This window comes from Streptomyces sp. NPDC085900, assembly GCF_044540925.1.
In the GTDB taxonomy this organism is placed as follows: domain Bacteria; phylum Actinomycetota; class Actinomycetes; order Streptomycetales; family Streptomycetaceae; genus Streptomyces; species Streptomyces gilvifuscus.
Window position 1 is genome coordinate 448,657 of record NZ_JBITSP010000002.1, and the last position, 25,107, is coordinate 473,763.

Annotated in this window: 17 protein-coding genes; 10 read left to right on the forward strand and 7 right to left on the reverse strand. The window is 69.5% G+C overall.

Annotated features, from left to right (window positions below; genetic code table 11):
• Nucleotides 1-6: 6 nt before the first annotated feature.
• From ACIGDI_RS06785 to ACIGDI_RS06810, 6 genes are all read right to left on the reverse strand, one after another.
• On the reverse strand, nucleotides 7-2,874 hold the full coding sequence (locus ACIGDI_RS06785; protein ID WP_399891535.1) for a glycoside hydrolase family 2 TIM barrel-domain containing protein: 2,868 nt from the start codon (nucleotides 2,872-2,874) through the stop codon (nucleotides 7-9).
• A 27-nt stretch (nucleotides 2,875-2,901) separates the two neighbouring features.
• On the reverse strand, nucleotides 2,902-3,771 hold the full coding sequence (locus ACIGDI_RS06790) for a carbohydrate ABC transporter permease (protein ID WP_200700505.1): 870 nt from the start codon (nucleotides 3,769-3,771) through the stop codon (nucleotides 2,902-2,904).
• Complete coding sequence (locus tag ACIGDI_RS06795) at nucleotides 3,768-4,736, reverse strand: carbohydrate ABC transporter permease (protein WP_200700504.1); 969 nt, start codon at nucleotides 4,734-4,736, stop codon at nucleotides 3,768-3,770. Before ACIGDI_RS06795 ends, ACIGDI_RS06790 begins: the two co-directional genes overlap by 4 nt.
• A gap of 20 nt (nucleotides 4,737-4,756) precedes the next feature.
• Complete coding sequence (locus ACIGDI_RS06800; protein ID WP_399891540.1) at nucleotides 4,757-6,022, reverse strand: ABC transporter substrate-binding protein; 1,266 nt, start codon at nucleotides 6,020-6,022, stop codon at nucleotides 4,757-4,759.
• Nucleotides 6,023-6,267: 245 nt separating this feature from the next.
• Complete coding sequence (locus ACIGDI_RS06805) at nucleotides 6,268-8,112, reverse strand: glycoside hydrolase (protein ID WP_399891543.1); 1,845 nt, start codon at nucleotides 8,110-8,112, stop codon at nucleotides 6,268-6,270.
• Between the two features lie 11 nt (nucleotides 8,113-8,123).
• Nucleotides 8,124-9,368 (reverse strand): ROK family transcriptional regulator, encoded by a 1,245-nt coding sequence (locus ACIGDI_RS06810; RefSeq protein WP_399892960.1) that lies wholly within the window; start codon nucleotides 9,366-9,368, stop codon nucleotides 8,124-8,126.
• A gap of 318 nt (nucleotides 9,369-9,686) precedes the next feature.
• On the opposite strand from ACIGDI_RS06810, the gene betA reads away from it, so the two are divergent.
• Nucleotides 9,687-11,357 (forward strand): choline dehydrogenase, encoded by a 1,671-nt coding sequence (gene betA, locus ACIGDI_RS06815; protein ID WP_399891546.1) that lies wholly within the window; start codon nucleotides 9,687-9,689, stop codon nucleotides 11,355-11,357.
• A 3-nt stretch (nucleotides 11,358-11,360) separates the two neighbouring features.
• Nucleotides 11,361-12,197 (forward strand): 5,10-methylenetetrahydrofolate reductase, encoded by an 837-nt coding sequence (locus ACIGDI_RS06820; RefSeq protein WP_399891549.1) that lies wholly within the window; start codon nucleotides 11,361-11,363, stop codon nucleotides 12,195-12,197.
• Nucleotides 12,198-12,281: 84 nt separating this feature from the next.
• Here the strand turns inward: ACIGDI_RS06820 and purU are convergent, their stop codons facing one another.
• Nucleotides 12,282-13,163, reverse strand: coding sequence for a formyltetrahydrofolate deformylase (gene purU, locus ACIGDI_RS06825; protein ID WP_200700398.1), 882 nt, complete (start codon nucleotides 13,161-13,163; stop codon nucleotides 12,282-12,284).
• Nucleotides 13,164-13,380: 217 nt separating this feature from the next.
• Between purU and ACIGDI_RS06830 the strand changes: the two genes are divergently transcribed.
• The 8 genes from ACIGDI_RS06830 to ACIGDI_RS06865 all read left to right on the forward strand — a co-directional run bounded on the left by ACIGDI_RS06830 (nucleotide 13,381) and on the right by ACIGDI_RS06865 (nucleotide 25,097).
• Entirely contained in the window at nucleotides 13,381-14,850 is a 1,470-nt protein-coding gene (locus ACIGDI_RS06830; protein ID WP_399891554.1) for an aldehyde dehydrogenase family protein, read from the forward strand.
• 20 nt (nucleotides 14,851-14,870) lie between these two features.
• Nucleotides 14,871-15,959 carry a glycine betaine/L-proline ABC transporter ATP-binding protein gene (locus tag ACIGDI_RS06835; protein ID WP_399891557.1) on the forward strand — a complete coding sequence of 363 codons (1,089 nt, stop codon included), beginning with the start codon at nucleotides 14,871-14,873 and terminating at the stop codon, nucleotides 15,957-15,959.
• Nucleotides 15,959-17,971 (forward strand): ABC transporter permease, encoded by a 2,013-nt coding sequence (locus tag ACIGDI_RS06840; protein ID WP_399892963.1) that lies wholly within the window; start codon nucleotides 15,959-15,961, stop codon nucleotides 17,969-17,971. Before ACIGDI_RS06835 ends, ACIGDI_RS06840 begins: the two co-directional genes overlap by 1 nt.
• Before the next feature lie 14 nt (nucleotides 17,972-17,985).
• Nucleotides 17,986-18,954, forward strand: coding sequence for an ABC transporter substrate-binding protein (locus tag ACIGDI_RS06845; protein ID WP_399891560.1), 969 nt, complete (start codon nucleotides 17,986-17,988; stop codon nucleotides 18,952-18,954).
• Between the two features lie 214 nt (nucleotides 18,955-19,168).
• Entirely contained in the window at nucleotides 19,169-21,607 is a 2,439-nt protein-coding gene (locus ACIGDI_RS06850) for an FAD-dependent oxidoreductase (protein WP_399891563.1), read from the forward strand.
• Nucleotides 21,608-21,724: 117 nt separating this feature from the next.
• Entirely contained in the window at nucleotides 21,725-22,585 is an 861-nt protein-coding gene (locus ACIGDI_RS06855) for a bifunctional methylenetetrahydrofolate dehydrogenase/methenyltetrahydrofolate cyclohydrolase (RefSeq protein WP_399891566.1), read from the forward strand.
• Entirely contained in the window at nucleotides 22,582-23,868 is a 1,287-nt protein-coding gene (gene glyA / locus ACIGDI_RS06860) for a serine hydroxymethyltransferase (RefSeq protein WP_399891569.1), read from the forward strand. Before ACIGDI_RS06855 ends, glyA begins: the two co-directional genes overlap by 4 nt.
• Nucleotides 23,865-25,097: a sarcosine oxidase subunit beta family protein gene (locus ACIGDI_RS06865; RefSeq protein WP_399891572.1), complete on the forward strand. Its 1,233-nt coding sequence runs from the start codon at nucleotides 23,865-23,867 to the stop codon at nucleotides 25,095-25,097. Before glyA ends, ACIGDI_RS06865 begins: the two co-directional genes overlap by 4 nt.
• The last annotated feature ends 10 nt before the right edge of the window (nucleotides 25,098-25,107 follow it).

Consider the following 25,107-nt stretch of genomic DNA (forward strand, 5'->3'; position numbering starts at 1 on the left):
GATATGTCACTCGGTGGCCGAGAACACGAAGGAGAACTCGGCCGGTTCGGCCCGCAGCCAGTACGGGGGCAGCACACCGGGCCCGCAGGAACCGCTTCCGATGCCGTGCAGGCCGTGGTCCAGGTTGACCCACACCGTCTCACCGGGCGTCAGGTCGGTGAGGTGGGTGGCCGCGTCCAGCTGCTCGGTCGTCCAGCGCCGGGCGGTGAGGAAGAACTCCGGGTCGCCCTCGACCCGCAGCCCGCCGATCTCCGCCCACCGGACGTCGGCACGCGCGCCGTTCTCCTGCGGACGCAGGTACGGCGTCTGCATCCCGTCCACCGTCGACTCCCAACGAGCCACCCGGGAGGCGGCCTTGGTGTCCGGGTAGCCCTCGCCGGGGCCGCCGCCGTACCACCTCACCGCGTCGGCCCGCTGGAGCCCGAACCGCACACCGAGCCGGGGCAGCGGCACCGGCCACTCGCCCTCCGGTCCCACCGACACCGTCAGCTTCAGACGGTCTCCGTCCGAGGTCCACCGGTACACCGCGGCGAGGCCGAACTCCCAGGCGGCGGGCGCCACCCGGGTGCGTACGGTCAGCGCGTCACCGTCGAGCTCGACGGAGTCCAGCCGGTGCCGCATGCGGTGCAGGCCGTACTTGCGCCACTGCTCCGCGTCGCGGGTGCCGGTCTGCCACTCCGCGCCCTCGTCGTTGTCGGTGGTCGCCCGCCACACGTCCAGCCGCAGGCCGCTGACCTCGACGCCGCCGATGGTCTTCGGCGCCCCGCTGCGGGCGTCGAACACGGCCGGGCCGAGCGTGATCACGCCGGCGTCGGCCACCGGCCCGGCACTCGCGGACACCACCGGCAACGGCCGTGCGGTCAGCGTCACTTGGCCCCAGGCCACCTCGTGGCCCTTCGGCCCCCAGGCGGTGTCGGCCGCCAGCGTCGCCCGTACCGTCCACAGTGTCTCGCCGCCCGTGTGCCCGGGCGGCGGTTCGGGCAGCTTGACCTCCGACGACTCGCCCGGGGCGAGTGCGGGCACGGCCAGGGAGCCGGACTCGACCGTCTCGCCGTCCACTTGGTAGGACCACTCGAAGGCGAAGGCCGAAAGGTCGGCGAAGTCCTGCTTGTTCGTCACCCGCACGATGCCGTCGGACGGCTCGAGGGAGACGGGCTCGATGACCTTCTTGAACTCCAGCAGGCCGGGGGAGGGCCGCCGGTCCGGGAAGATCAGGCCGTCGCAGACGAAGTTGCCGTCGTGCAGTTCCTCGCCGAAGTCGCCGCCGTAGGCGTAGCCCAGCTCGGCGTGCTTGACGCCGTGGTCGATCCACTCCCAGATGAAGCCGCCCTGGAGGCGGTCGTGGGCCTCGAACAGCCGCTGGTAGTCGGCGATGCCGCCGGGGCCGTTGCCCATGGCGTGCCCGTACTCGCAGAGGATGAAGGGCAGTTCACGGCGTTTGTGCGTACCGCCGTCCAGGTCCTTGCCGATGGTCTCGACCTCGGCGTGAGAGGCGTACATCCGCGAATAGACGTCCGTGTCACGGCAGTTCCAATCGCCCTCGTAGTGCACGAGGCGGGAGGAGTCCCGGCCGTGGATCCACTCGGCCATCGCAGTCAGGCCGCGCCCGGTGCCGGCCTCGTTGCCCAGCGACCACATCACCACCGACGGGTGGTTCTTGTCCCGCTCCACCATGCGCGCGGCGCGGTCGAGCAGGGCCGGGGTCCAGCGGTCGTCGTCGACGGGGTTGTCGCGCCAGGCCTGCTCGGTGAAGCCGTGGGTCTCCAGGTCGCACTCGTCGATGACCCACAGGCCGTACTCGTCGCACAGGTCGAGGAAGGCGGGGTGCGGCGGGTAGTGGGAGGTGCGCACGGCGTTGAGGTTGTGCCGCTTCATCAGCAGCACGTCCTCGCGCATCGTCTCCAGGTCCAGGGCGCGGCCCTTCTCCGGGTGCCACTCGTGGCGGTTGACGCCCTTGAAGAGCACCGGCCGGCCGTTGACCTTGATCAGGCCGTCGGCCAGCTCCACGGTACGGAACCCGATGCGCAGCGGGACCCGCTCGCCCTCGGTGACCAGTTCGCCGTCGTACAGCTTCGGCAGCTCGGCCGACCACGGCTGGACCGGCACCGTGACCGTCGTGCCCGTCTCGACATCGATGTCCAGGGCGGGCACGGACACCCGCCCGTCGACGTCGGAGTCGACGCGCAGGGTGCCCTCGCCCGTGCCGTGGTCGTAGGAGGCGTGCACGAAGAAGTCGAGCGCGCTGCCCGCCGGGCGGTGCAGCAGCGTCACGTCACGGAAGATGCCGGGCAGCCACCACTGGTCCTGGTCCTCCAGGTAGGAGCCGGCCGACCACTGGTGGACGCGGACGGCGAGCACGTTGCCGGTCGGCTCGAGCAGGTGCCCGACCGCGAACTCGTGCGGCAGCCGGGAGCCCTTGAACTCGCCGATCTCCGTGCCGTTCAGCCAGACGCGGGCGCAGGACTCCACGCCGTCGAAGCGGATCACCGCCCCGCCCTCGGACGGCCAGTCCGCGGGCAGGTCGAAGACGCGCACGTGGTCGCCGGTCGGGTTCTCCGTCGGGACGTGCGGCGGGTCGACCGGGAAGGGGTAGAGGTGGTTGGTGTAGATCGGCAGGCCGAAGGCACCGTCGCCCTGGAGCACCCAGTGGCCCGGGACCGTGACCTCGTCCCAGCCCCCGGCGTCGAAGCCGGGCTCGGCGAACGAGTCGTCCTCGGCGTCGGCGGTCGGCGACACACGCAGGCGCCAGCTGCCGTTGAGCGAGAGTGACGTGGCGTCGGAGGACGCGTACCAGGCACGGGGCGGAAGGGCCCCGCTGCCGGGTGAGACGTCCTCGACGTAGTCGACGGCCGATGGGGAGGTACGGAAAGACATCGGTCTCCAGGTCGTGAGTGGAGGGCGTCAGCCCTTGATACCGGTCTGCGCGATCCCCTGCACCAGCCAGCGCTGGAGGAAGAGGAACACGAAGACCAGGGGCAGGATGGAGATGGCGGTGGCCATGAAGATCAGATGGAAGTTCACGGTCTGATTGGTCATGAAGGAGGACAGCGCGATCTGGACGGTCCAGGAACCGGGGTCCTGCCCGATGACCAGGGGCCACAGGAAGGAGTTCCAGGCGCTGATGAACGTGATCGTGGCGATCGCCGCGAAGAAGTTCAGCGAGTTGGGTACGACGATCCGCCAGTACGCGCCCCAGTACCCGAGCCCGTCCACGCGTGCCGCCTCCTCCAGCTCCTTGGGAAATCCCAGGAAGTACTGCCGGAAAAGAAAGCAGGTGAAACCACTGAACAGCCCCGGGATGATCAGGCCGCGGTAGGTGTCCACCCATCCGAGCGACGAGACCAGCACGAAGCTGGGCACGAAGGTCACGGCCGTGGGGACCATCAGGGTCGCGAGGACCGCGTAGAAGACCTTGTTGGCGTGTTTGTACGGGATGCGGGCCAGGCCGTAGCCGGCCAGGGAGCAGACCAGGAGCGTGCCGAGAGTCGTCGACACGGCGACGACGAGCGAGTTCACCATGGAGCGGCCGAACTCGACCGTGGGATCGTCGAACAGTTCGGAGATGTTGCTCCACTGGAAGGAGGGCAGCAGCTTCCAGTTCTCGCCCGTGATCTCCGGGTCCGTGGAGAGGGCGTTGCGGACGATCAGGTAGAACGGGACCAGGAAGAGCAGCGCCGCGATGCCGACGGAGACGTACAGTCCCGTGTTGCCGAGGACGCCCCGGGCCCCCTTGCGCTGCTTGCCGACCTGATGAGGTGCGGTGGTGGTCACTTGGACTCATCCCCCCTTCCGAAGCCCATGAACTTGCCCTGGACCAGGGTGACGAGGCAGATGAGCAACGACAGGACGACCGCGCCCGCGCTGCCGGCGCCGTAGTCCTGGTTGGTGCCGAGGGCTGCCTTGTAGAGCTCCATGAGCGGTGTCTGCGCCCAGGTCGCCTTGGTGCCGATGATGTTGAAGAACTCGTCGAACGCCTGGTACGCGGCGATGAGCAGCAGCAGGATCACCGCGGTCGAGGTGGCCCGCAGCTGGGGCAGCGTGATGTACCGGAAGGTCTGCCAGCCCTTCTTGGCGCCGTCGATGGCGGCGGCCTCGTACAGCTCGGCAGGGATGTTCTGCAGCGCCGCCAGGAAGAGGATCATGTAGAACCCGGACTGGATCCACAGGCGCAGGGTCACGATGACCAGCCAGTACCAGGGCGGCGTCGGGTCCGCCAGATAGGCGATGTTGTCGACGCCGAACCACCCGAGGACGGTGTTCATCAGACCGAAGCGGACGCCGCTGAAGATGGACATCTTCCAGATCAGCGCGGCGGCGACGTAGGACACGGCGGTCGGCAGGAAGAACACCGAGCGGAAGAAGGCCCGCATGAACCGCAGCTGGTTCACCAGCAGCGCCAGCCCCAGCGACAGCGCCCAGGTCGTCGGCACGATGAAGGCGGCGAACACGCTGAACGTCAGCAACGAGTCGGGGAAGTTGCTGTTGGTGAGGATCTGCTTGTAGTTGTCGAGGCCGATGAAGTTGCTCGGCGTGACGGTGTACCGCGCGTCGAAGAAGCTGAGCCAGATGCTCCAGACGATCGGCACGAAGACGAAGATCACCAGGCCGATGAGGAAGGGCCCGGTGAAGAGCCAGAAGTTGACGGTCGGGTTGCCCCGCAGGCCCCGCCGCGGCCGGGCCTGGGAGGCCTTGGCCGGGGCGGGCTGGGCGACCCCGCGTGTGGTGGTGGTCGACATGTCGTGGTCCGCCCGGCGGCCTATCCGAACAGCTTCTTGAGTTCGACGTTGACCTTCTTGTCGCAGGTGTCGAGCGCCGCCTCCGGGTTGCCGTTCTTGCGGACGGAGGACGCGATCACGTCGTTGAACGCGGTGATCATCACCTGGTCGAAGCCGATGTTGTCGAAGTGGCCGTAGTCGGTGAAGAGCTTGACCGCCTCGGCGGGCAGGCCCGACTTGAGCTTGGTGGCCGAGTTGGCTATCGAGGTGCGCGGCGGGATGTGGAAGCCGTAGGACAGCGCCCAGTCCTCCTGGTACTTCTTCTGGTCGATCCACAGCCACTTGACGTATTCCTTGGCCGCTTCGACGTTCTTGCCCTTGGCGTTGACGAAGATCGACCAGCCGCCGTTGTAGACCGACAGCTTGCCGGCGCTGCCGATCTTCGGGAACGGGAAGATGCCCAGGTCGTCGCCGAGCGCCTTCTGCATGGCGGGCATGGACCACATGCCGCCCCACTGGATCGCGCACAGGCCCTGGTTGAGCGCGGACGGGTCCCAGAAGTCGGTCGGGGCGTCGAGCAGCACGTGACCGCTGGTGAACAGGGTCCGGAGCTTCTTCAGGCCCTCGACGACGCCGTCCGTGTGGTAGCCGATCTTGTTGTTCGCGTCGAGGGTCTCGGCGCCGGCCGAGAAGATCAGGTTGTTCTGGATCGCGGTGAAGTCGTTGCCGAGGAAGACGCCCTTGACCTTGTCGGTGGTGAGCTTGGCGGCGGCGTCGAGCAGCTCGTCCAGCGTGGTCGGGACGTCGACCTTGGCCTTCTCCAGCATCGACTTGCGGTAGTAGAAGAACTGCGGGTCGTCGATCATCCGGATGCCGTAGATCTTGCCGTCGACCGTGTGCGACTTGATGTCGTTGGGGTTGAAGTCGTCCTTGACCGGGTCGATGAGGTCGCTGAGGTCGGCCACCTGGCCGCTCTTGACCATCTGCAGCTGCGGGTGGAACTCGAAGACGTCCGGGGCCTGCTTGGTGAGCAGCGCAGAGAAGAGCTTCGCCTCGAAGTTGTTGCCGGTGATCCAGTTGGTGCTGACGCCGGCCTTCTTGTACGCCGCCGCGTACCGCTTGATGGCCTGCTCGGTGCCCGCCTCGCCGTAGGCGTGGAAGTACTGCACGAGCTGGGTGCCGGACCCGCCGCTCCCGCCCCGGCCGTTGTTGCTGCCGCACGCGGCGAGGGTGCCGGCGGCGGCCATGCCCGCGGCGGCCCGGAAGAGGGACCGGCGGGAGAAGTTGTCGTTGCTCAATGCCGACATGCTGACGTCCTTGTCTCGAGTGCGGCTGCGGCTCTGCGGCTCAGCGCCCGGTGGCTCGAACTGATTGCAGGGCCGGACGCTAAACTTTCGAGCAGGGCTTAGGCAAGGGGTTGGACGAAGTCTGCGCGAAACGTTGTCTGCGGTTCGGCATGCCGAACGCGGGCACTTTCCATGGGAGTTGAGATAAGGGAGGGCCGCCGGGCCATGGGTGGCCGGCGGCCCTCGAAACAGCGAGCGCTACCGGCTCACTGCCTGGACCACGCCTCGTTGCCGCCGCCGTTGCAGCTGTAGAGGATCACCTTGCTGCCGTCGGCGGTCGCCTGCCCGCTGACGTCCAGGCACTTGCCGGACGCCTCGCTGAGGATCTGGCCGTTGGCGTTGAGCAGCCAGCGCTGGGACGCGTCACCGGTGAAGTCGGAGGTCGTCGTCAGTCCCGAACTCCCCGCCGTGAGATAGCCGTTCACGCCCTTCAGGGCGCCCTGGCCGTCGTACGACCACGACTGCTCCGCGTCGCCGGTGCAGGTGCTGATGGCGGCTCCCGTGGCGCCCGCGGTCAGGCACTTGCCGGACTGCCTGCCCTGCCAGGCGCCGGTGACGGCCGTACTGCCGTGGCTCCGTCGGTCGAGGACGTACGTCGTGACGGAACGCGCCGCGAGGTTCGCCGAGACCGTGCCGCCGCTGACCGACGGCTTCTCCACCTTGGCCCAGTCCTCGGTCGCCGAGGTCCGTACGGCCTGCGTGGCCCGCACCGGCGCCTTGCTGTTGAAGTGCAGACTCAGCGGTGTGTCGGTGGTGTTGTGGTTGTTGACCACGACGACCCACGTGCCGTTCCGGTCGTACGTCGAGACCTCGACCCCGTCCGGCGCTCCGGTCACGTCGTGCGCGACCGAGCCCGGCCGGACGAACTTGCTGTACTGGCCGAGCGCGTAGTACCGCTTGGTGAAGTACAGGCTCTGGTTGCCGTTCGTGGCGTAGTCGGGGTCGTAGTAGACCAGGCCGTCGTTCCAGCCGGTGTCGTTCTTCGTGTACGGGTCGCTGCCGTAGCCGCTCGCCAGGGCCACCCACCACTGGAAGGCCGAGTCGTGGGCGCTCGCGAAGTCCTTGTAGATGATCCGCGACATCAGCAGGGCGTTGTCGATGGACGGGTCGTACTCCTGGTTCCAGCCCGTCGAGCCCTTGCCGAAGCAGCAGATCTCGGTGGCCCAGGACTTCTGGCCGACGCTCCTCGACGTCTCGTAGACGTTGGCGAGCTGACCGTCGTCGGGGTTGTTGTACGTGTGGTGGGCCAGTGCGGAGACGTACTGGGCCGTGCCCGGCTGTGAGATCCACTGCGGCAGTTCGGAGACGAACTGGGTGGTCTGGCTGGACTCGTCGGCGATGATCGACGTCTTCTGCTTGCGGGCCCGCTGCTCGGCGCCCAACGCCCGCACGATGTCGTCGCGTTGGTCGACCGTGACCTTCATGCCCTCCTGGCCGCACGAACCGAAGTCGTTGTCGGGCTCGTTGAAGGGGCTGATGTAGTCCAGCTTCACGCCCTGGCGGGCGAAGTGGTCGGTGACTTCGGCGACGTACTTGGCGTAGTCGCCCTCGTTCTCGGCCTTCAACTGGCCGCCGCAGCTCTGCCCGTCGGTCGTCCATGCGGCGGGCGCGCTGTTGACGAACCCGATCAGGTCCTTGACGCCGTATGCCGAGGCGTACTTGAGGAAGGTCCGGCCGCCCTTGTCCCTGCTCCAGTCGTAGGAGCCGTCGGGGTTCAGGAAGTCCTCGGCGGCGCGGGCCGGGGTGGTGACCGCGACTCCGCCGCCGCCGATGTTGTAGCGGTAGGAGGACAGGGCCAGGCCCTGCTTCGAGAACAGCAGCTTCGCCACCCGGGCCTGCACCTCGGGCCTGAAGTGCTGCAGGTCGTTCACCCACCAGGCGCCCGACGCACCGATGTCGTCGATGGTCTGAGCGGCGTGGGGGGAGACCTCGGCCGCCGTGGGGGTGGCGGCCGAGGCGGTCGGGGCGGATATCAGGGGGCCGGTGACGGCGAGCGCGGCCGCGGCCGTCAGCAGGAGGGATCTCCTGCGGTGGGGGTGAGTCACGTGCATCCCTTCCGTCGTCATGAAGGTGGTGCGGTACGGCTCCTTGCGGGGGTGGTTCGTCTGCTCGTCCTCTGGCTGACCGACTGCAGGGCCCCTTCGAGCGCGAACGTGGCGGCGCCCAGGCACACCGGGTCGGTGGGGATGGGGGAGAGGACGATCTCGGTGGCGGCCATCGGCCGCTTCAGCGCGTGCCGCCCCACGGCGGCGCGCACCTCGTCCAGCAGCGGCTCGGCCAGCTTCTTGGCGACCCAGCTGCTCAGGACGACCACTTCGGGGTTGAACAGGTTGACCAGGTCGGCGATGCCCGCGCCGAGGTAACGGGCCGTGTCCCGGACCACCTTGACGGCCTCCGGGTCGGCCACGGCGACCGCGGCGGCGAGCGCGTCGATGGTGGCCGTCTGGTCCTCGGGGTGCAACAGCGTGCTGCGCGGGCTGAGTTCACGCAGGTTCAGCATGATTCCGGGGGCCCCGACATACGTCTCCACGCAGCCGTGGTTGCCGCAGTGGCACAGCCTGCCGTCCAGGACGATCGTGTTGTGCCCCCATTCGCCCGCGCTGTTGCTCACCCCCCGGTGCAGCGCGCCGTCCAGGATGAGGCCGGCGCCCACGCCGGTGCCGAGGTTGACCACCACGGCGTCCCGGCGCCCGCGCGCGGCCCCGAACCACAGCTCGGCCACCGCACAGGCGCGCAGCGGGTTGTCCAGGTAGAGGGGATAGGCGATGACCTCGGAGAGCAGGTCGAGCAGCGGTACGTCGTGCCAGTCCCAGTTGGGCGCGTACTCCGAGATGCCCGTGGCGCGGTCCACCTGCCCGGGCACGCTCACCCCGACGCCCAGCACCCGGGCGCCCTCCACACCGGCCTGGGTGACCACGGCGCCGACGGCCGCGGCGACATGGCCGACGACCTGCTCGGGCCGGTTCTCGCCGGGCCGCATCTCCTCCATGGCGCGGGCCAGGACGTTCAGTCCGAGGTCGAAGAGCTCGACGCGGACGTACGTCTCGGCGATGTCGACGCCGATCAGCGCGCCCCCCGACGCGTTGACGGCCACCAGGCCGCGGGGGCGGCCGCCGGCCGAGTCCTCGAAGCCGACCTCGGTGATCATCCGCAGGTCGAGGAGTTCGCCGACGAGCGTGGCGACCGTGGCCAGGCTCAGGCCGGTGGCGGCCGCGAGTTCCTGCCGGGAGGTGGGAGACTCGGCGATGATCTGGCGCAGCACCTCGTAGCGGTTCGCGGTACGGATGTCACGCGAGGTGCGCTTCACTGGAGTCTTCACTGACGTTCGTCCCCATCCCTTCCCAGGCCGGTCCCGGCCGGGTCGGCAGTGAACACCAGCACCGGCGCGGCGCAAGGCTATGGCCTGCGGGGGACTTTCGACAAGGGATTGGGAAAGGGTTGAAAAACCCGGACCTGCCGTCTTGGCTCCTGTGGCCGTAAGCATAAGCCCCCGGTGGGCTGTGTCGGCGCGGGTCGGCGTGCCGGCACCGGAGCCCGTTAAGTTGCGTGCCTCGCAACCTAGTGCGTATAGCGATACCGGTATTAGCATGCCTCGCGTATCTACGGCGCGAGGAGACGAGGCACCATGGCTCCCCTGCAATACGACTTCGTCATCGTCGGCGGCGGTTCGGCCGGCAGTGCACTGGCCAACCGGCTCTCCGCGGACCCGGCGAACAAGGTGCTGGTCCTGGAGGCGGGCCGGTCCGACTACCCGTGGGACGTCTTCATCCACATGCCCGCGGCACTGACGTATCCCATCGGCAGCCGTTTCTACGACTGGAAGTACGAGTCGGAGCCCGAGCCCCACATGGGCGGCCGCCGCATCTACCACGCCCGCGGCAAGGTGCTGGGCGGCTCCAGCAGCATCAACGGCATGATCTTCCAGCGCGGCAACCCCATGGACTACGAGCGCTGGGCCGCCGACCCCGGGATGGAGACGTGGGACTACGCCCACTGTCTGCCCTACTTCCGGCGCATGGAGAACTGTCTCGCCGCCGACCCGGACGACGAGTTCCGCGGCCACGACGGCCCCCTCGTCCTGGAGCGCGGCCCCGCCACCAACCCGCTGTTCACCGCCTTCCAGAAGGCCACCGAGGAAGCCGGTTACGCGCCCACGGACGACGTCAACGGCTACCGGCAGGAGGGCTTCGCCAAGTTCGACCGCAACGTCCACCGCGGTCGCCGCCTCTCGGCCTCCAAGGCCTACCTCAAGCCCGTCATGAAGCGGCCCAACCTCACCGTCACCACCCGCGCCCTGGTCACCCGCGTCCTGTTCGAGGGCAAGCGGGCCGTCGGCGTCGAGTACCGGCGCGGCAAGGGCTCCCCCCAGCAGGTCCGCGCCAAAGAGGTCATCCTGTGCGGCGGCGCCATCAACTCCCCCCAGCTGCTGCAGCTCTCCGGCGTCGGCAACGCCGAGGAACTGAGCGCGCTCGGCATCGACGTCGTCCACGACCTGCCGGGCGTCGGCGAGAACATGCAGGACCACCTGGAGGTGTACGTCCAGTACGCCTGCAAGCAGCCGGTCTCCATGCAGCCGTACATGGCGAAGTGGCGCGCGCCCTTCATCGGCCTGCAGTGGCTGTTCAGGAAGGGGCCCGCCGCCACCAACCACTTCGAGGCCGGCGGCTTCGCCCGCAGCAACGACGAGGTCGACTACCCCAACCTGATGTTCCACTTCCTGCCCGTCGCCGTCCGCTACGACGGCTCCTCGCCCTCCGGCGGCCACGGGTACCAGGTGCACGTGGGCCCCATGTACTCCGACGCCATCGGCTCGGTGAAGATCAAGAGCCGGGACCCGCGCGAGCACCCGGCGCTGCGCTTCAACTACCTCTCCACCGAGCAGGACCGCCGCGAGTGGGTGGAGGCGATCCGGGTCGCCCGCAGGATCCTCAACCAGCCCGCGATGGCCCCCTACAACGACGGGGAGCTCTCACCCGGGCCGAAGGTGGAGACCGACGAGGAGATCCTCGCCTGGGTCGCCAAGGAGGGCGAGACCGCCCTGCACCCGTCCTGCACGTGCAAGATGGGCACGGACGAGATGGCCGTGGTCGACCCGACCAGCATGCGCGTGCACGGGGTGGAGGGCCTGCGCGTCGTCGACGCCTCCGTCATGCCGTACGTCACCAACGGGAACATCTACGCCCCGGTGATGATGGTCGCCGAGAAGGCCGCCGACCTGATCCTCGGCAATGAGCCGCTGCCCGCCTCGAAGGCCGCCTACTACCGCCACCGCGACGCCCAGAAGCAGGCCGGGTAGACCTTGGCCGGCGAAGCGCTGCGCGCGCTGCTGGAGCACGTCCGCTACGAGGTGCTGCCCGCGGCGGCGACGGAGGAGAAGGTGCTCGCGCACGTCCCGCGCGACGTCGTGGTCACGGTCACGGCGTCGCCGGTCAGGGGACTCGAGCCGACCCTGGAGCTGACCGGGCGGCTCGCCGCGCACGGCTACCGCGTCGTCCCGCACGTGCCGGCACGGCTGCTGCGGGACGACGTCCACCTCAAGGAGGTCGTCGCGCGCCTGCGCGAGGCGGGCGTGGACGACGTCTTCGTACCGGCGGGCGACGCCGATCCGCCGGCGGGGGCCTACGACGGCGCCCTGCCGGTGCTGGTGAGGCTCGGCGAGCTGGGCGCGCCCTTCGCCCGGGTCGGCATCACGGGCTACCCCGAGAGCCATCCCCTCATCCATGACGACCTCACCGTCCAGTCGATGTGGGACAAGCGCGCGCACGCCACGTACATCGTCAGCAACCTGTGCTTCGACGCGCGGGTGCTGGGGGAGTGGATCGCGCGCGTACGGCGCCGGGGAGTGACGCTGCCGCTGTACGTGGGCGTCGCCGGGCCCGTGCAGCGGGCCAAGCTGCTGGCCATGGCGACGAAGATCGGCGTGGGGGAGTCGACGCGGTTCCTGACCAGGCACCCGTCGTGGTTCCTGCGGTTCGCCGCTCCCACCGGTCACGCGCCGGAGCGCCTGCTGGAGCGCGCCGAGCAGGCCCTGACCGCACCGTCGTCCGGTGTGGCGGGCCTGCACCTGTTCACCTTCAACCAGATCGCCGAGACCGAACGCTGGCGCCGGGCCTGGCTGGAGCGGCTGGGCGGCTGACCCCGTGGTCGGTCGATGTCCTTCCCGCCGCCCGGCCGCCCCGGGCCGTGCGGGCGCCGTATACAGAGGACGGGCCCCAAGGCCTCAGCGGAAGACCACCGTGCGGTTGCCGTCGACCATCACGCGGCTCTCGCTGTGCCACTTCACCGCGTGCGCCAGCACCTGCGCCTCCACGTCGCGGCCGACCGTCACCAGTTCGCCGGGGTCGAGGGAGTGGTCGACGCGGACCACGTCCTGCTCGATGATCTGGCCCTCGTCCAGGTCCGGCGTCACGTAGTGCGCCGTCGCGCCGACGAGCTTCACCCCGCGGGCGTAGGCCTGCTCGTAGGGGCGGGCGCCCTTGAAGCTCGGGAGGAAGGAGTGGTGGATGTTGATGGCGCGGCCCTCGAGCTGCTTGCACAGGTCGTCGGAGAGGATCTGCATGTAGCGGGCCAGCACGACCAGGTCGACGTCCAGCTCGCGCACCAGCTCCAGGAGGCGGGCCTCGGCCTCGGGCTTGGTGTCCCTGGTGACGGGGACGTGGTGGAAGGGGATGCCGTACGTCTCGGCCAGCCCCTCGAAGTCCCGGTGGTTGGAGACGATCGCCGGGATCTCGATGTTCAGGGACCCGGTGCGCCGGCGGAAGAGCAGGTCGTTGAGGCAGTGCCCGAACCTGGACACCATGATCAGCGTCCGGGTCGGGGTGGCGGCGTCCCGCATGGTCCAGGAGATGCGGTGGGCCTCCGCGACCGGGCCGAACCGGTAACGCAGGGTTTCCAGATCCGCGATTGGATCGGAAACATCGAAGTGGACCCTCATGAAGAAGCGGCCCTTGAGCCGGTCGTCGAACTGCTGGCTCTCCAGGATGTTGCCGGAGTTCCTGACGAGGAAGCCGCTCACGGCATGGACCAGTCCCGCGCTGTCGGGACAGGAGAGGGTGAGGACGTACTCGCGGCCTGACTGCGGACGAGGGAACTTAGGGGACACGGCGGCCTCCGTCGGTGCGCATTGCACAACTCAGTGAGCGATACGCAACATAGTCCGGGCTCGCGGGACTCTCGGTCAAGAGAGAAGGGGCCTTTGGACCCTTGCCGAATCGTCATCGGCGGACCCCTTGACGTATGTCCTCACATTCGCCAGGGTGTTCCACCACAAGCAATTGGGTGCACGATGCGCAACGCATTTCGGTTGAAGGGCTGGGCGCGTGGCAGACCTGTATGTGGACGGTGAATGGCGGGAGTCGGTGGCCGGTGGCCGCCGCGAGATCCGCTGCCCCGCTGACGGCACGCTCGCCGCGACCGTCTCCGAGGCGACACGCGCCGACACCGAGGCGGCGATCGCCGCGGCCCGCCGCGCCTTCGACGAAGGCCCCTGGCCGCGCACCCCCGAGCGCGAGCGCGGCGCCCTGCTGCTGCGCACCGCCGACATCCTGGAGCGGGACGCCAAGGAGTTCGCCCGCGCCGAGTCGCTGGACACCGGCAAGCGGCTGGTGGAGAGCGAGTACGACATCGCCGACGTCGTCTCCTGCTTCCGCCACTACGGCGGCCTCGCCGGCACCGACGCCGGACGCGTCATCGACACCGGACGCGACGACGCCGTCAGCCGGGTCGAGTACGAGCCGGTCGGGGTGTGCGGACTGATCACACCGTGGAACTACCCTCTGCTGCAGGCGAGTTGGAAGGTCGCCCCGGCCCTCGTCGCCGGCAACACCTTCGTCCTCAAGCCCAGCGAGCTCACCCCCTCCACCTCCGTCCTGCTGATGCGGGCCCTGGAGGAGGCGGGACTGCCCGCGGGCGCCGGAAACCTCGTCCTGGGCGCCGGACCCGAGGCGGGTGCCCCGCTCGCCGAACACCCCGCGGTCGACATGGTCTCCTTCACCGGTGGTCTGGAGACCGGCAAGCGAATCATGGCCACCGCCGCCGCGACCGTGAAGAAGGTCGCCCTCGAACTCGGCGGCAAGAACCCCAACGTCGTCTTCGCCGACGCCGACTTCGACGCGGCCGTCGACTTCGCCCTCACCGCCGTCTTCCTGCACTCCGGGCAGGTCTGCTCGGCCGGCGCCCGGCTGATCGTCGAGGACGCCCTGCACGACCGGTTCGTCGACGAGGTCGTGCGCCGCGCCCGGCAAATCCGGCTCGGTGGCCCCTTCGACCCGGACGCCGAGACCGGCGCGCTGATCTCCGCCCAGCACCTGGCGAAGGTCGAGGCCTACGTCGCCACCGGGCTCGCGGAGGGCGCCGTACTGCGCTGCGGCGGCGAGCGGCCCGACGACCCCGCCCTCGCGGGCGGCTTCTACTACCCGCCGACCGTCCTCGACGAGTGCCGGCAGGACATGCGGGTCGTGCACGAGGAGTCCTTCGGACCCGTGCTGACCGTGGAGCGTTTCAACGGCGAGGACGACGCCGTCCGCATCGCCAACGACACCGAGTACGGGCTCGCCGGAGCCGTCTGGACGCAGGACGCGGGCAGGGCCCAGCGGGTCGCCCGGCGGCTGCGCCACGGCACGGTGTGGATCAACGACTACCACCCCTATGTGCCGCAGGCGGAATGGGGTGGCTTCGGGCACTCGGGCACGGGCCGGGAGCTGGGACCGACCGGCCTCAACGAATACCGCGAGCCCAAACACATCTGGCAGAACATCCAACCTCGGCCGCAGCACTGGTTCCGCGGCTGAACGCCGAAATGAGGTCGAACGTGACCACCACACAGACCGAGGTGCCGCAGCGGCGCGGCGGGCCCCAGGACTCGGCCGGCACGCCGGTGATCTCCGTGCGCAGGCTGTGGAAGGTGTTCGGGCCGAAGGCCGAGAAGGTGCCGGAGTCCGAGGAGCTGTGCGGCCTCAGCCGCCGCGAGCTCATGGACCGTACCGGCTGCACGGCCGCCGTCCGGGACGTCGGCTTCGACGTCGCCCCCGGCGAGGTCTTCGTCGTCATGGGCCTGTCCGGCTCCGGCAAGTCCACGCTCGTACGATGTCTGACCCGGCTGATCGAACCCACCTCCGGCGAGATCGTCTTCGAGGGCGAGGACATCCGGGGCGCCGACGCGGCCCGGCTGCGGGAACTGCGCCGCCGCAAGTTCTCCATGGTCTTCCAGCACTTCGGGCTGCTGCCCCACCGCCGGGTCGTCGACAACGTGGCCTTCGGCCTGGAGATCCGCGGCATGAGCAGGGCCGAGCGCACCCGACGCGCCATGGAGGTCGTGGAACTGGTCGGGCTCGCCGGATACGAGCACTCCTACCCCGACCAGCTCTCCGGCGGCATGCAGCAACGCGTCGGCCTGGCAAGGGCGTTGGCCGGCGAGCCGGACGTCCTGTTCTTCGACGAGCCGTTCTCCGCGCTCGACCCGCTGATCCGCCGCGACATGCAGAACGAGGTCATCCGGCTGCACCACGAGGTCGGAAAGACCATGGTGTTCATCACCCACGACCTCTCCGAGGCGCTCAAGCTGGGCGACCGCATCCTGATCATGCGCGACGGCAAGACGGTCCAGTGCGGCACCGGCGACGAACTCGTCGGCGCCCCGGCCGACGACTACGTCCGCGAGTTCGTCAAGGACGTACCGCGCGGTGAGGTCCTCACCCTGCGGTGGATCATGCGCCCGCCGGCCGACGGCGACGAACTGGACGGCCCCGAACTCGGCCCGGACGTCGTCGTACGGGAGGCCACCCGGACGGTGCTGGCCGCCCACAAGCCGGTCAAGGTCGTCGAGAACGGCAAGCTGCTCGGCATCGTCGGCGACGAGGAGATCCTCTCCGTGGTCGCCGGGCAGGAAGGCGGCGCATGATGGCCGTCACCATCGAGAAGCCCGACGAGAAACCCGGCACGGCGGAGAAGGCGGTCCCCGCCGCCCCCGTCGAGAAGACCCGCAAGGTCAGCCGGGCCATGATGGTCGGCGCCGTCCTGGTCGTCTGGCTGGTGCTGTTCGCCGTACTGCGCGGCAGGCAGACCCTGTCCCTGGCGGCGGCCGACCTCACCGGTCTGCACAAGTGGCTGAACGACCTCAACGACTCCATCGGCGCCAACCGCAACTCCAACCCGCTCTTCCTGTACTTCTTCAACGAGATCCGGCTGGTCATCGACAACCTGGTGACCTTCGTCCAGCACCTGATCTCCCAGCCCTCCGGCGGCCGCCCGGTCCCGCAGATCGGCTGGCTCGGCGTGGTGGGCCTGGCCGGCTACGTCTCCTGGGCCGTCGGCAACTGGCGTGTGGCGCTGCTGGCGGTGGCGGGCTTCACCTTCTTCGGGCTGCAGGGCCTGTGGCAGGCGAGCATGGACACCCTCGCGCTCACCCTCTCCGCGGTGTTCGTGGCCCTGCTCTTCGCGATCCCGCTCGGCGTGTGCGCCGGTCTGTCCGACCGGTTCAACCGCGTGGTCACGCCCTTCCTCGACTTCATGCAGACGATGCCGACCTTCGTCTACCTGGCGCCGCTGACCCTGTTCTTCCTCATCGGCGGCGCCTCCGCCACCATCGCCACCGTCATCTACGCGGCCCCGCCGACCATCCGCATCACCGCGCACGGCATCCGCAACGTGTCGAGGACGACCGTCGAGGCGGCCGACTCGCTCGGCGCCACCCGCCGCCAGTCGCTGCTGAAGGTCCTGCTGCCGATGTCCAAGCGGACCGTGGTGATGGGCGTCAACCAGACCATCATGGCCGCCCTGGCCATGGTGACCATCGCGGCCCTCATCAACGCGCCCGGCCTCGGCGCGAACGTCATCCAGGCCCTGCAGTCGCTCGACGTGGGCACGGCCTTCAACGCGGGCCTCGCCATCGTCGTCATGGCGATCGTGCTGGACCGGGTCACCACCGCGGCCAGCGCCCGCGAGGAGACCGCGCGCAACTCCAGGGACCGCTTCGCGACGTGGCGCCGGCCGCTGCTGGGCGCCGGCGCGGTCCTCACGCTGGTCCTGGTCTACCTGTCCCACACCTATGTGTGGGCGGCCGACTTCCCCGGCGACGGCACCGTCGGCACCCACATCGCCGACGCCGCCGACACCGCGACCAACTGGGCGCAGGACAACCTGTCGGGCCTGACCAACGCCGTCCGCGACGCCATCACCAACGGCCTGCTCAACCCGTTCCAGACCCTGCTCACCGACTCCCCGTGGTGGCTGGTGGGTGCGGTGCTGGTCGTGCTGGGCGTGGTGCTCGGCGGCTGGAAGGCCGGCGTCACGGCGGCCGTGTGCGTGGGCCTGCTGGTCGGCACCGGGGTGTGGTCGGACGCCATGACCACGCTGGCCTCGACGCTGGTGGCGACCGTGCTGGTGATGGTCCTCGGCATCGTCTTCGGGGTGTGGATGGGCCGCAGCGCGGTCGTGGACCGCGTCATCCGGCCCAGCCTCGACGCGGCCCAGGTCATGCCGCCGTTCGTCTATCTGGTGCCGTTCCTCGCGCTGTTCGGCGCCACCCGCTTCACGGCCATCGTCGCCGCCGTCGTCTACGGGGCGCCGGTCGCGATGAAGATCATCGCGGACGGGATCCGGGCCGTGCCGGAGACCACCGTGGAGGCGGCCACCTCCGCCGGGTGCAACACCTGGCAGATCATCACCAAGGTTCAACTGCCGATGTCACGCAGTGCCCTGACGCTCGCGACCAACCAGGGCCTGATCTACGTGCTGTCGATGGTTGTTGTGGGCGGCCTGGTAGGAGCGGGCGCCCTCGGCTACGACGTCGTGGCCGGATTCTCGCAGGGTGAGCTGTACGGCAAGGGGCTGGCGGCGGGACTCGCCATCGTACTGCTCGGAGTCATGTTCGACCGGATCACTCAGGCAGCGGCGCGACGCGCGAGCGCTTAAAGGAGCAGGACACCATGGCAAGACACTGGCGTGCCGGCGCGGCCGGCCTGGCCGTCCTCGGCCTCACCCTCACCGCCTGCGGCGGCGCGAAGGTCGGCGACACCTCCTCGGGTTCGAACAACGCGGGCAGCTCCGGCAAGTGCGGCAACTTCAACCTCGCGGTCAACCCCTGGGTGGGCTACGAGGCCGACGCGGCGGTCGTCGCCTACGTCGCCCAGCACAACCTCGGCTGCACCGTGAACAAGAAGAACCTCAAGGAGGAGATCGCCTGGCAGGGCTTCGGCACCGGCGAGGTCGACACCGTCCTGGAGAACTGGGGTCACGACGACCTGAAGAAGAAGTACATCACCGGGCAGAAGACCGCCCAGGAGGCCGGCCAGACCGGCAACAAGGGCATCATCGGCTGGTACGTGCCGCCGTGGCTGGCCAAGGCGCACCCCGACATCCTCGACTGGAAGAACCTCAACAAGTACGCCGCGAACTTCAAGACCTCGGAGTCGGGCGGCAAGGGCCAGCTCCTGGACGGCGACCCGTCCTACGTCACCAACGACGCGGCCCTGGTGAAGAACCTCAAGCTGAACTTCAAGGTGGTGTACGCGGGCAGCGAGACCGCGCTCATCCAGTCCTTCCGGGACGCCGAGAAGAACAAGAAGTGGGTCATCGGCTACTTCTACGAGCCGCAGTGGTTCCTGTCCGAGGTCCCGCTGAAGAAGGTGTCGCTGCCGAAGTACACCACCGGCTGCGACGCCGTGGCGGAGAAGATCGCCTGCGACTACCCCGTCTACGACCTGGACAAGATCGTCAGCACGAAGTTCGCCAAGTCGGGCAGCCCCGCCTACAAGCTGGTGAAGAACTTCAACTGGACGAACGAGGACCAGAACACCGTCGCCAAGTACATCGCGCAGGACAAGATGACCGACGACGCGGCGGCGAAGAAGTGGGTCGACGCCAACAAGGACAAGGTGGACGCCTGGCTCAAGTAGGCCCGGCCCGGGGCCGGTCGAACACGCCCGGCGGGCGGTGCGCACCTGTGCGTACCGCCCGCCGGGCATTGCCGTGTTCAGGGCGTGTTTCACGCCGTTTTCCGACGTCACGGACCTCTTGACACCCCCATTCCCGGAAGGCACGCTGAGTTGCGCAACCTGAATCACGTTGCGCAGAAAGCAACTGAACGGTTCTGATTCCGGAGGTGCGGCGATGGCGGGACCCCGAGTGGTGATCATCGGAGCGGGCGTCGTGGGAGCGGCTCTCGCGGACGAGATCTCCGCGCGAGGCTGGACCGAAGTGACCGTGGTCGACCAGGGCCCCCTCCCCGCCACCGGAGGATCCTCGTCGCACGCCCCCGGTCTGGTCTTCCAGACGAACTCGTCGAAGACCATGACCGAACTGGCCCGCTACACCGTCGAGAAGTTCTGCTCCCTCGACGTCGACGGCAAGCCCTGCTTCCTGCAGGTCGGCGGCCTGGAAGTGGCCACCACCCCCGAGCGGCTGGCGGAACTGCACCGCCGCCACGGCTGGATCAGCGCCTGGGGCATCGAGTCCCGGCTGCTGACCCCCGACGAGTGCGTCGCACAGCACCCCCTGGTCGACGGCGCCAAGGTCCTCGGCGGCCTGCTGGTCCCCACCGACGGCCTGGCCAAGGCCGTCCTCGCGGTCGAGGCCCAGATCCGCCGGGCCACCGAGCGCGGCGTCACCTTCCTCGCCCGCCACGAGGTCACGGACGTGCTCCGGGCCGACGGCGAGGTCACCGGCGTCCGCACCGACCAGGGAGACCTGGAAGCCGACATCGTCGTGTGCTGCGCCGGCATCTGGGGCCCCAAGATCGCCCGCATGGTGGGCATGAACCTCCCGCTCACCCCGCTCGCCCACCAACTCGCCTGGACCGGCCCGATCCCCGCCCTCGCCGGCCAGACCGAGGAGGCGGTCCGCCCGATCCTGCGCCACCAGGACGCCGACCTCTACTACCGTGACCGCTTCGACGGCATCGGCATCGGCTACTACGGCCACCGCCCCATGCCCATCACCGCCGACGAGATCCTCTCCGTCGACGAGGCCGACCGGATGCCCTCGGTCCTGAAGTTCACCGAGGAGGACTTCGCGCCCGCCTGGAGCGAGACCCAGGACCTGCTCCCCGCCACCCGCGAGGCCAAGGTCGAGGAGGGCATCAACGGCCTGTTCTCCTTCACCACCGACAACTTCCCGCTCCTCGGCGAGTCCCCGGACGTCAAGGGCTTCTGGGTCGCCGAGGCCGTCTGGGTCACCCACTCCGCGGGCGTCGGCCGCGCGATGGCCGAGTGGCTGGTGGACGGCCACTGCTCGTCGTTCGACCTGCACGAGTGCGACGTCAACCGCTTCGAGCCGCACCAGCTGACCCCCGAGTACGTCCTGGCGCGCGACTGCCAGAACTTCGTCGAGGTCTACGACATCCTCCACCCCCTCCAGCCGAGCGGTGAGCCGCGCCCGATCCGCAAGAGCCCCTTCCACGCTCGTCAGCAGGAGCACGGAGCCTTCTTCCTGGAGGCCAACGGCTGGGAGCGGCCGCAGTGGTACGAGGCCAACGCGGGCCTGGTGGAAGGCCGTTCCATCCCCACCCCGAACGACTGGGCCGCGCGGTACTGGTCGCCCATCGTCGGCGCCGAGGCCCAGGTCACCCGCGAGACGGTCGCCCTGTTCGACATGACCGCCCTCAAGCGCCTGGAGGTCAGCGGCCCGGGCGCCGCCGACTTCCTGGAGCGCCTGGTCACCGGCAAGGTCGCCAAGTCCGTCGGCTCGGTCACCTACACCCTGCTGCTCGACCACGACGGCGGCATCCGCAGCGACATCACGGTGGCGAGGCCGGCCCGCGACCTCTTCCAGGTCGGCGCCAACGGCAACCTCGACCTCGACTGGTTCACCCGCCACCTGCCCGCCGACGGCACCGTCCAGGTCCGCGACATCACGCCCGGCACCTGCTGCATCGGCCTGTGGGGGCCACTGGCCCGCAAGGTCCTGCAGCCGCTGACCGACGAGGACTTCTCCAACGACGGCCTGAAGTACTTCCGTGCCAAACGCGCCCACATCGGCAGCGTCCCGGTGACCGCCATGCGGCTGTCGTACGTCGGCGAACTCGGCTGGGAGCTGTACACCACCGCCGACCTCGGCGAGAAGCTCTGGGACACGCTGTGGGCCGCGGCCCGGCCGCTCGGCGGTATCATCGCCGGCCGCGGCGCCTTCAACAGCCTGCGCCTGGAGAAGGGTTACCGCTCCTTCGGCACCGACATGACCTACGAGCACGACCCCTACGAGGCCGGCGTCGGCTTCGCGGTCAAGCCCGACAAGGAGGACTTCGTCGGCAAGGCCGCCCTGGAACGCCGTAAGGCCGACGTACGACGGAAGCTGACCTGCCTGACCATCGCGGACCCGCGGTCGGTCGTCCTGGGCAAGGAGCCCGTGTACGACGGGGAGCGCGCCGTCGGCTACGTCACCAGCGCGGCGTACGGCTACACGATCGGCAAGGGGATCGCGTACGCGTGGCTGCCGACGGAGGTGGCCGCGCCGGGGACGGTGCTGCACATCGGGTATTTCGATCAGCGGATCGAGGCGGTCGTCGCCGAGGAGCCGTTGTTCGACCCGACGATGTCCCGGCTGCGTGGGTGAGTTCGAAGGGGGTGCCGCGGTGGGTCGTGGCTCGGCTGCGGGTTGGTTGTGGCTGGTCGCGCAGTTCCCCGCGCCCCTTTACGGCATCCAGTCCTCGTCAGGAAAGGAGCACCGTCGGTGACAGCACAGGTACTCGACGGCAAGGCCACCGCCGGCCACATCCGGCGCGAACTGGCCGATCGTGTCGCCAAGTTGACCGCCGACGGTGGTCGCCCGCCCGGTCTCGGCACGGTTCTCGTCGGTGACGACCCCGGCAGCCGGGCCTACGTGGCCGGCAAGCACCGGGACTGCGCGCAGGTCGGCATCGCCTCCATCCGCCGGGACCTGCCCGCCGACGCCACCCAGCGGCAGGTCGAGGACGTCGTCGACGAGCTCAACGCCGACCCCGCCTGCACCGGCTACATCGTGCAACTCCCGCTCCCCGCGCACCTGGACGCGGGCGCCGTACTGGCCCGCATGGACCCGGCCAAGGACGCCGACGGACTGCACCCCGTCAACCTCGGCCGGCTCGTCCTGGGCACCGAGGCGCCGCTGCCCTGCACCCCGCGCGGCATCGTCGAACTGCTGCGCCGCCACGAGGTGCCCCTCGCCGGGGCGCGGGTCTGCGTGATCGGACGCGGCATCACCGTCGGACGCCCCATCGGCCTGCTCCTGACCCGCCGCTCCGAGAACGCGACCGTCACCCTCTGCCACACCGGCACCAAGGGCCTGGCCTGGCACGTCCGCGAGGCGGACATCGTCGTCGCGGCAGCCGGGTCGCCCGGACTGATCACGAAGGACATGCTGCGCCCCGGCGCGGCCGTCCTGGACGTCGGTATCACCCGCACCGAAAACGGGCTGGTCGGCGACGTGCACCCGGAGGCCGCCACGGTCGCCGGATGGGTCGCGCCGATGCCCGGAGGTGTGGGCCCCATGACCCGCGCGATGTTGCTCGCCAACGTCGTCGAGGCCGCCGAGAGGAACGCGAACGCCGTATGAACGCGCTCAACACCCCGCTGTCGGAGCTGGACCCCGAGGTCCACGCGGCCCTCGCCGCCGAGCTGCACCGCCAGCAGTCCACGCTGGAGATGATCGCCTCCGAGAACTTCGCCCCGACCGCCGTGATGGAGGCCCAGGGCTCGGTCGCCACCAACAAGTACGCCGAGGGCTACCCCGGCCGCCGCTACTACGGCGGCTGCGAACACGTCGACGTCACAGAGCGGTTGGCGATCGAGCGGGTCAAGTCCCTGTTCGGCGCCGGCTTCGCCAACGTCCAGCCGCACTCCGGCGCCCAGGCCAACACGGCCGTGTTCTTCGCCCTGTTGCAGCCCGGCGACACCATCCTGGGTCTGGACCTCGCGCACGGCGGCCACCTCACCCACGGCATGCGCATCAACTACAGCGGCAAGATGCTGAACGTCGTGCCCTACCACGTCTCCGAGGCCGACAACCTGGTCGACCTGGACGAGGTCGAGCGCCTCGCCAAGGAACACCGCCCCAAGATGATCATCGCGGGCTGGTCGGCGTACCCCAGGCAGCTGGACTTCGCGGCCTTCCGGCGGATCGCCGACGAGGTGGGCGCGCTGCTGATGGTCGACATGGCGCACTTCGCGGGGCTCGTGGCAGCCGGGCTGCACCCGAACCCCGTACCGCATGCCCATGTCACCACCACGACCACCCACAAGACGCTCGGCGGTCCGCGTGGCGGAGTCATCCTCACCGACGAGGCCGACCTCGCCAAGAAGATCAACTCGGCGGTGTTCCCCGGCATGCAGGGCGGCCCGCTGGAGCACGTCATCGCCGCGAAGGCGGTCTCCTTCAAGGTCGCCGCGTCACCCGAGTTCGCCGAGCGCCAGGCCCGTACCCTCGCGGGCGCCCGCATCCTCGCCGAACGCCTCACGCGGCCGGACACGGCGGAGGCCGGGGTGAAGGTCCTGACCGGCGGCACGGACGTCCACCTGGTCCTCGTCGACCTCCGGGAGTCCCCGCTCGACGGCCGCCAGGCCGAGGACCTCCTCCACGACATCGGCATCACGGTCAACCGCAACGCGGTCCCCTTCGACCCGCGCCCGCCCATGGTCACCTCAGGCCTGCGCATCGGCACCCCGGCCCTGGCCACCCGCGGCTTCACCGAGGACGACTTCGCCGAGGTCGCCGACGTCATCGCCCTCGCCCTCCAGCCGGAGCCGGACACCGCGGCCCTGCGCGCCCGCACGGCGGCGCTGGCCGCCCGGCACCCGCTCTACCCGCACCTTTCCGGACCCGCAGGAGTCGCCCGATGAGCCCCACCACCCCCGGCGCCGACCTCCCCGACCACCCGGAGTTCCTCTGGCGCACACCCGAGCCGAAGCGGTCGTACGACGTGGTCGTCGTGGGCGGCGGCGGGCACGGACTCGCGACCGCCCACTACCTCGCGAAGAACCACGGCATCACCAACGTGGCCGTGCTGGAGAAGGGCTGGCTGGCGGGCGGCAACATGGCCCGCAACACCACGATCATCCGCTCCAACTACCTCTGGGACGAGAGCGCGGGCATCTACGAACACGCGCTGAAACTGTGGGAGGGGCTGGAGGAGGAGCTGGACTACCCCATCCTCTTCTCCCAGCGCGGGGTGCTGAACCTCGCCCACAGCCCGCAGGACGTCCGGGACAGCGTGCGCCGCGTCGAGGCGAACCGCCTCAACGGCGTCGACGCCGAATGGCTGGACGCCGAGCAGGTCGCGGAGGTCTGCCCGATCGTCAACATCTCGCCCGACGTGCGCTACCCGGTCCTCGGCGGTACCTACCAGCCCCGCGCCGGCATCGCCAAGCACGACTACGTCGCCTGGGGCTTCGCCCGCTCCGCCGACGCCGCGGGCATCGACATCATCCAGAACTGCGAGGTCACCGGCCTGGACGTGGTCGGCGGCCGGGTGGTGGGAGTCCGCACCAACCAGGGGCCGATCGCGGCGGGCAAGGTAGCCCTGTGCTCGGCCGGGCACACCTCGGTCCTCGCCGCCATGGCGGGCATCGAACTTCCGCTGCAGAGCCACCCGTTGCAGGCGCTGGTGTCGGAACTGCTGGAGCCGGTGCACCCGACGGTGGTCATGTCGAACGCCGTCCACGTGTACGTCAGCCAGGCGCACAAGGGCGAGCTGGTGATGGGCGCGGGCATCGACGCCTACAACTCCTACACCCAGCGCGGCGCGTTCCACATCATCGAGGACCAGATGTCCGCGGCCCTGGAACTGTTCCCCGTCTTCGCCCGCGCGCACGTCCTGCGCACCTGGGGCGGCATCGTCGACGTCACCCCCGACGCCTCGCCGATCGTCGGCCTCAGCCCCGTCGACAACCTCTACCTCAACTGCGGCTGGGGCACCGGCGGTTTCAAGGCCACGCCGGGCGTCGGCTGGGTGTACGCCCACACCATCGCCCACGACACCCCGCACGCCCTCAACGCCCCCTTCTCGCTCGACCGTTTCACCACCGGCGCGCTCGTCGACGAGCACGGCGCGGCCGCGGTCGCCCACTAGGACCACTGGG

What these genes read in the sequence shown, in the direction of transcription:
- ACIGDI_RS06785 (WP_399891535.1), bottom strand. Translation starts at nt 2,874, where the DNA reads ATGTCTTTCCGTACCTCCCCATCGGCCGTCGACTACGTCGAGGACGTC.
- ACIGDI_RS06795 (WP_200700504.1), bottom strand. Translation starts at nt 4,736, where the DNA reads ATGTCGACCACCACCACACGCGGGGTCGCCCAGCCCGCCCCGGCCAAG.
- ACIGDI_RS06800 (WP_399891540.1), bottom strand. Translation starts at nt 6,022, where the DNA reads ATGTCGGCATTGAGCAACGACAACTTCTCCCGCCGGTCCCTCTTCCGG.
- ACIGDI_RS06805 (WP_399891543.1), bottom strand. Translation starts at nt 8,112, where the DNA reads ATGCACGTGACTCACCCCCACCGCAGGAGATCCCTCCTGCTGACGGCC.
- betA (WP_399891546.1), top strand. Translation starts at nt 9,687, where the DNA reads ATGGCTCCCCTGCAATACGACTTCGTCATCGTCGGCGGCGGTTCGGCC.
- ACIGDI_RS06840 (WP_399892963.1), top strand. Translation starts at nt 15,959, where the DNA reads ATGGCCGTCACCATCGAGAAGCCCGACGAGAAACCCGGCACGGCGGAG.
- ACIGDI_RS06845 (WP_399891560.1), top strand. Translation starts at nt 17,986, where the DNA reads ATGGCAAGACACTGGCGTGCCGGCGCGGCCGGCCTGGCCGTCCTCGGC.
- ACIGDI_RS06850 (WP_399891563.1), top strand. Translation starts at nt 19,169, where the DNA reads ATGGCGGGACCCCGAGTGGTGATCATCGGAGCGGGCGTCGTGGGAGCG.
- glyA (WP_399891569.1), top strand. Translation starts at nt 22,582, where the DNA reads ATGAACGCGCTCAACACCCCGCTGTCGGAGCTGGACCCCGAGGTCCAC.
- ACIGDI_RS06865 (WP_399891572.1), top strand. Translation starts at nt 23,865, where the DNA reads ATGAGCCCCACCACCCCCGGCGCCGACCTCCCCGACCACCCGGAGTTC.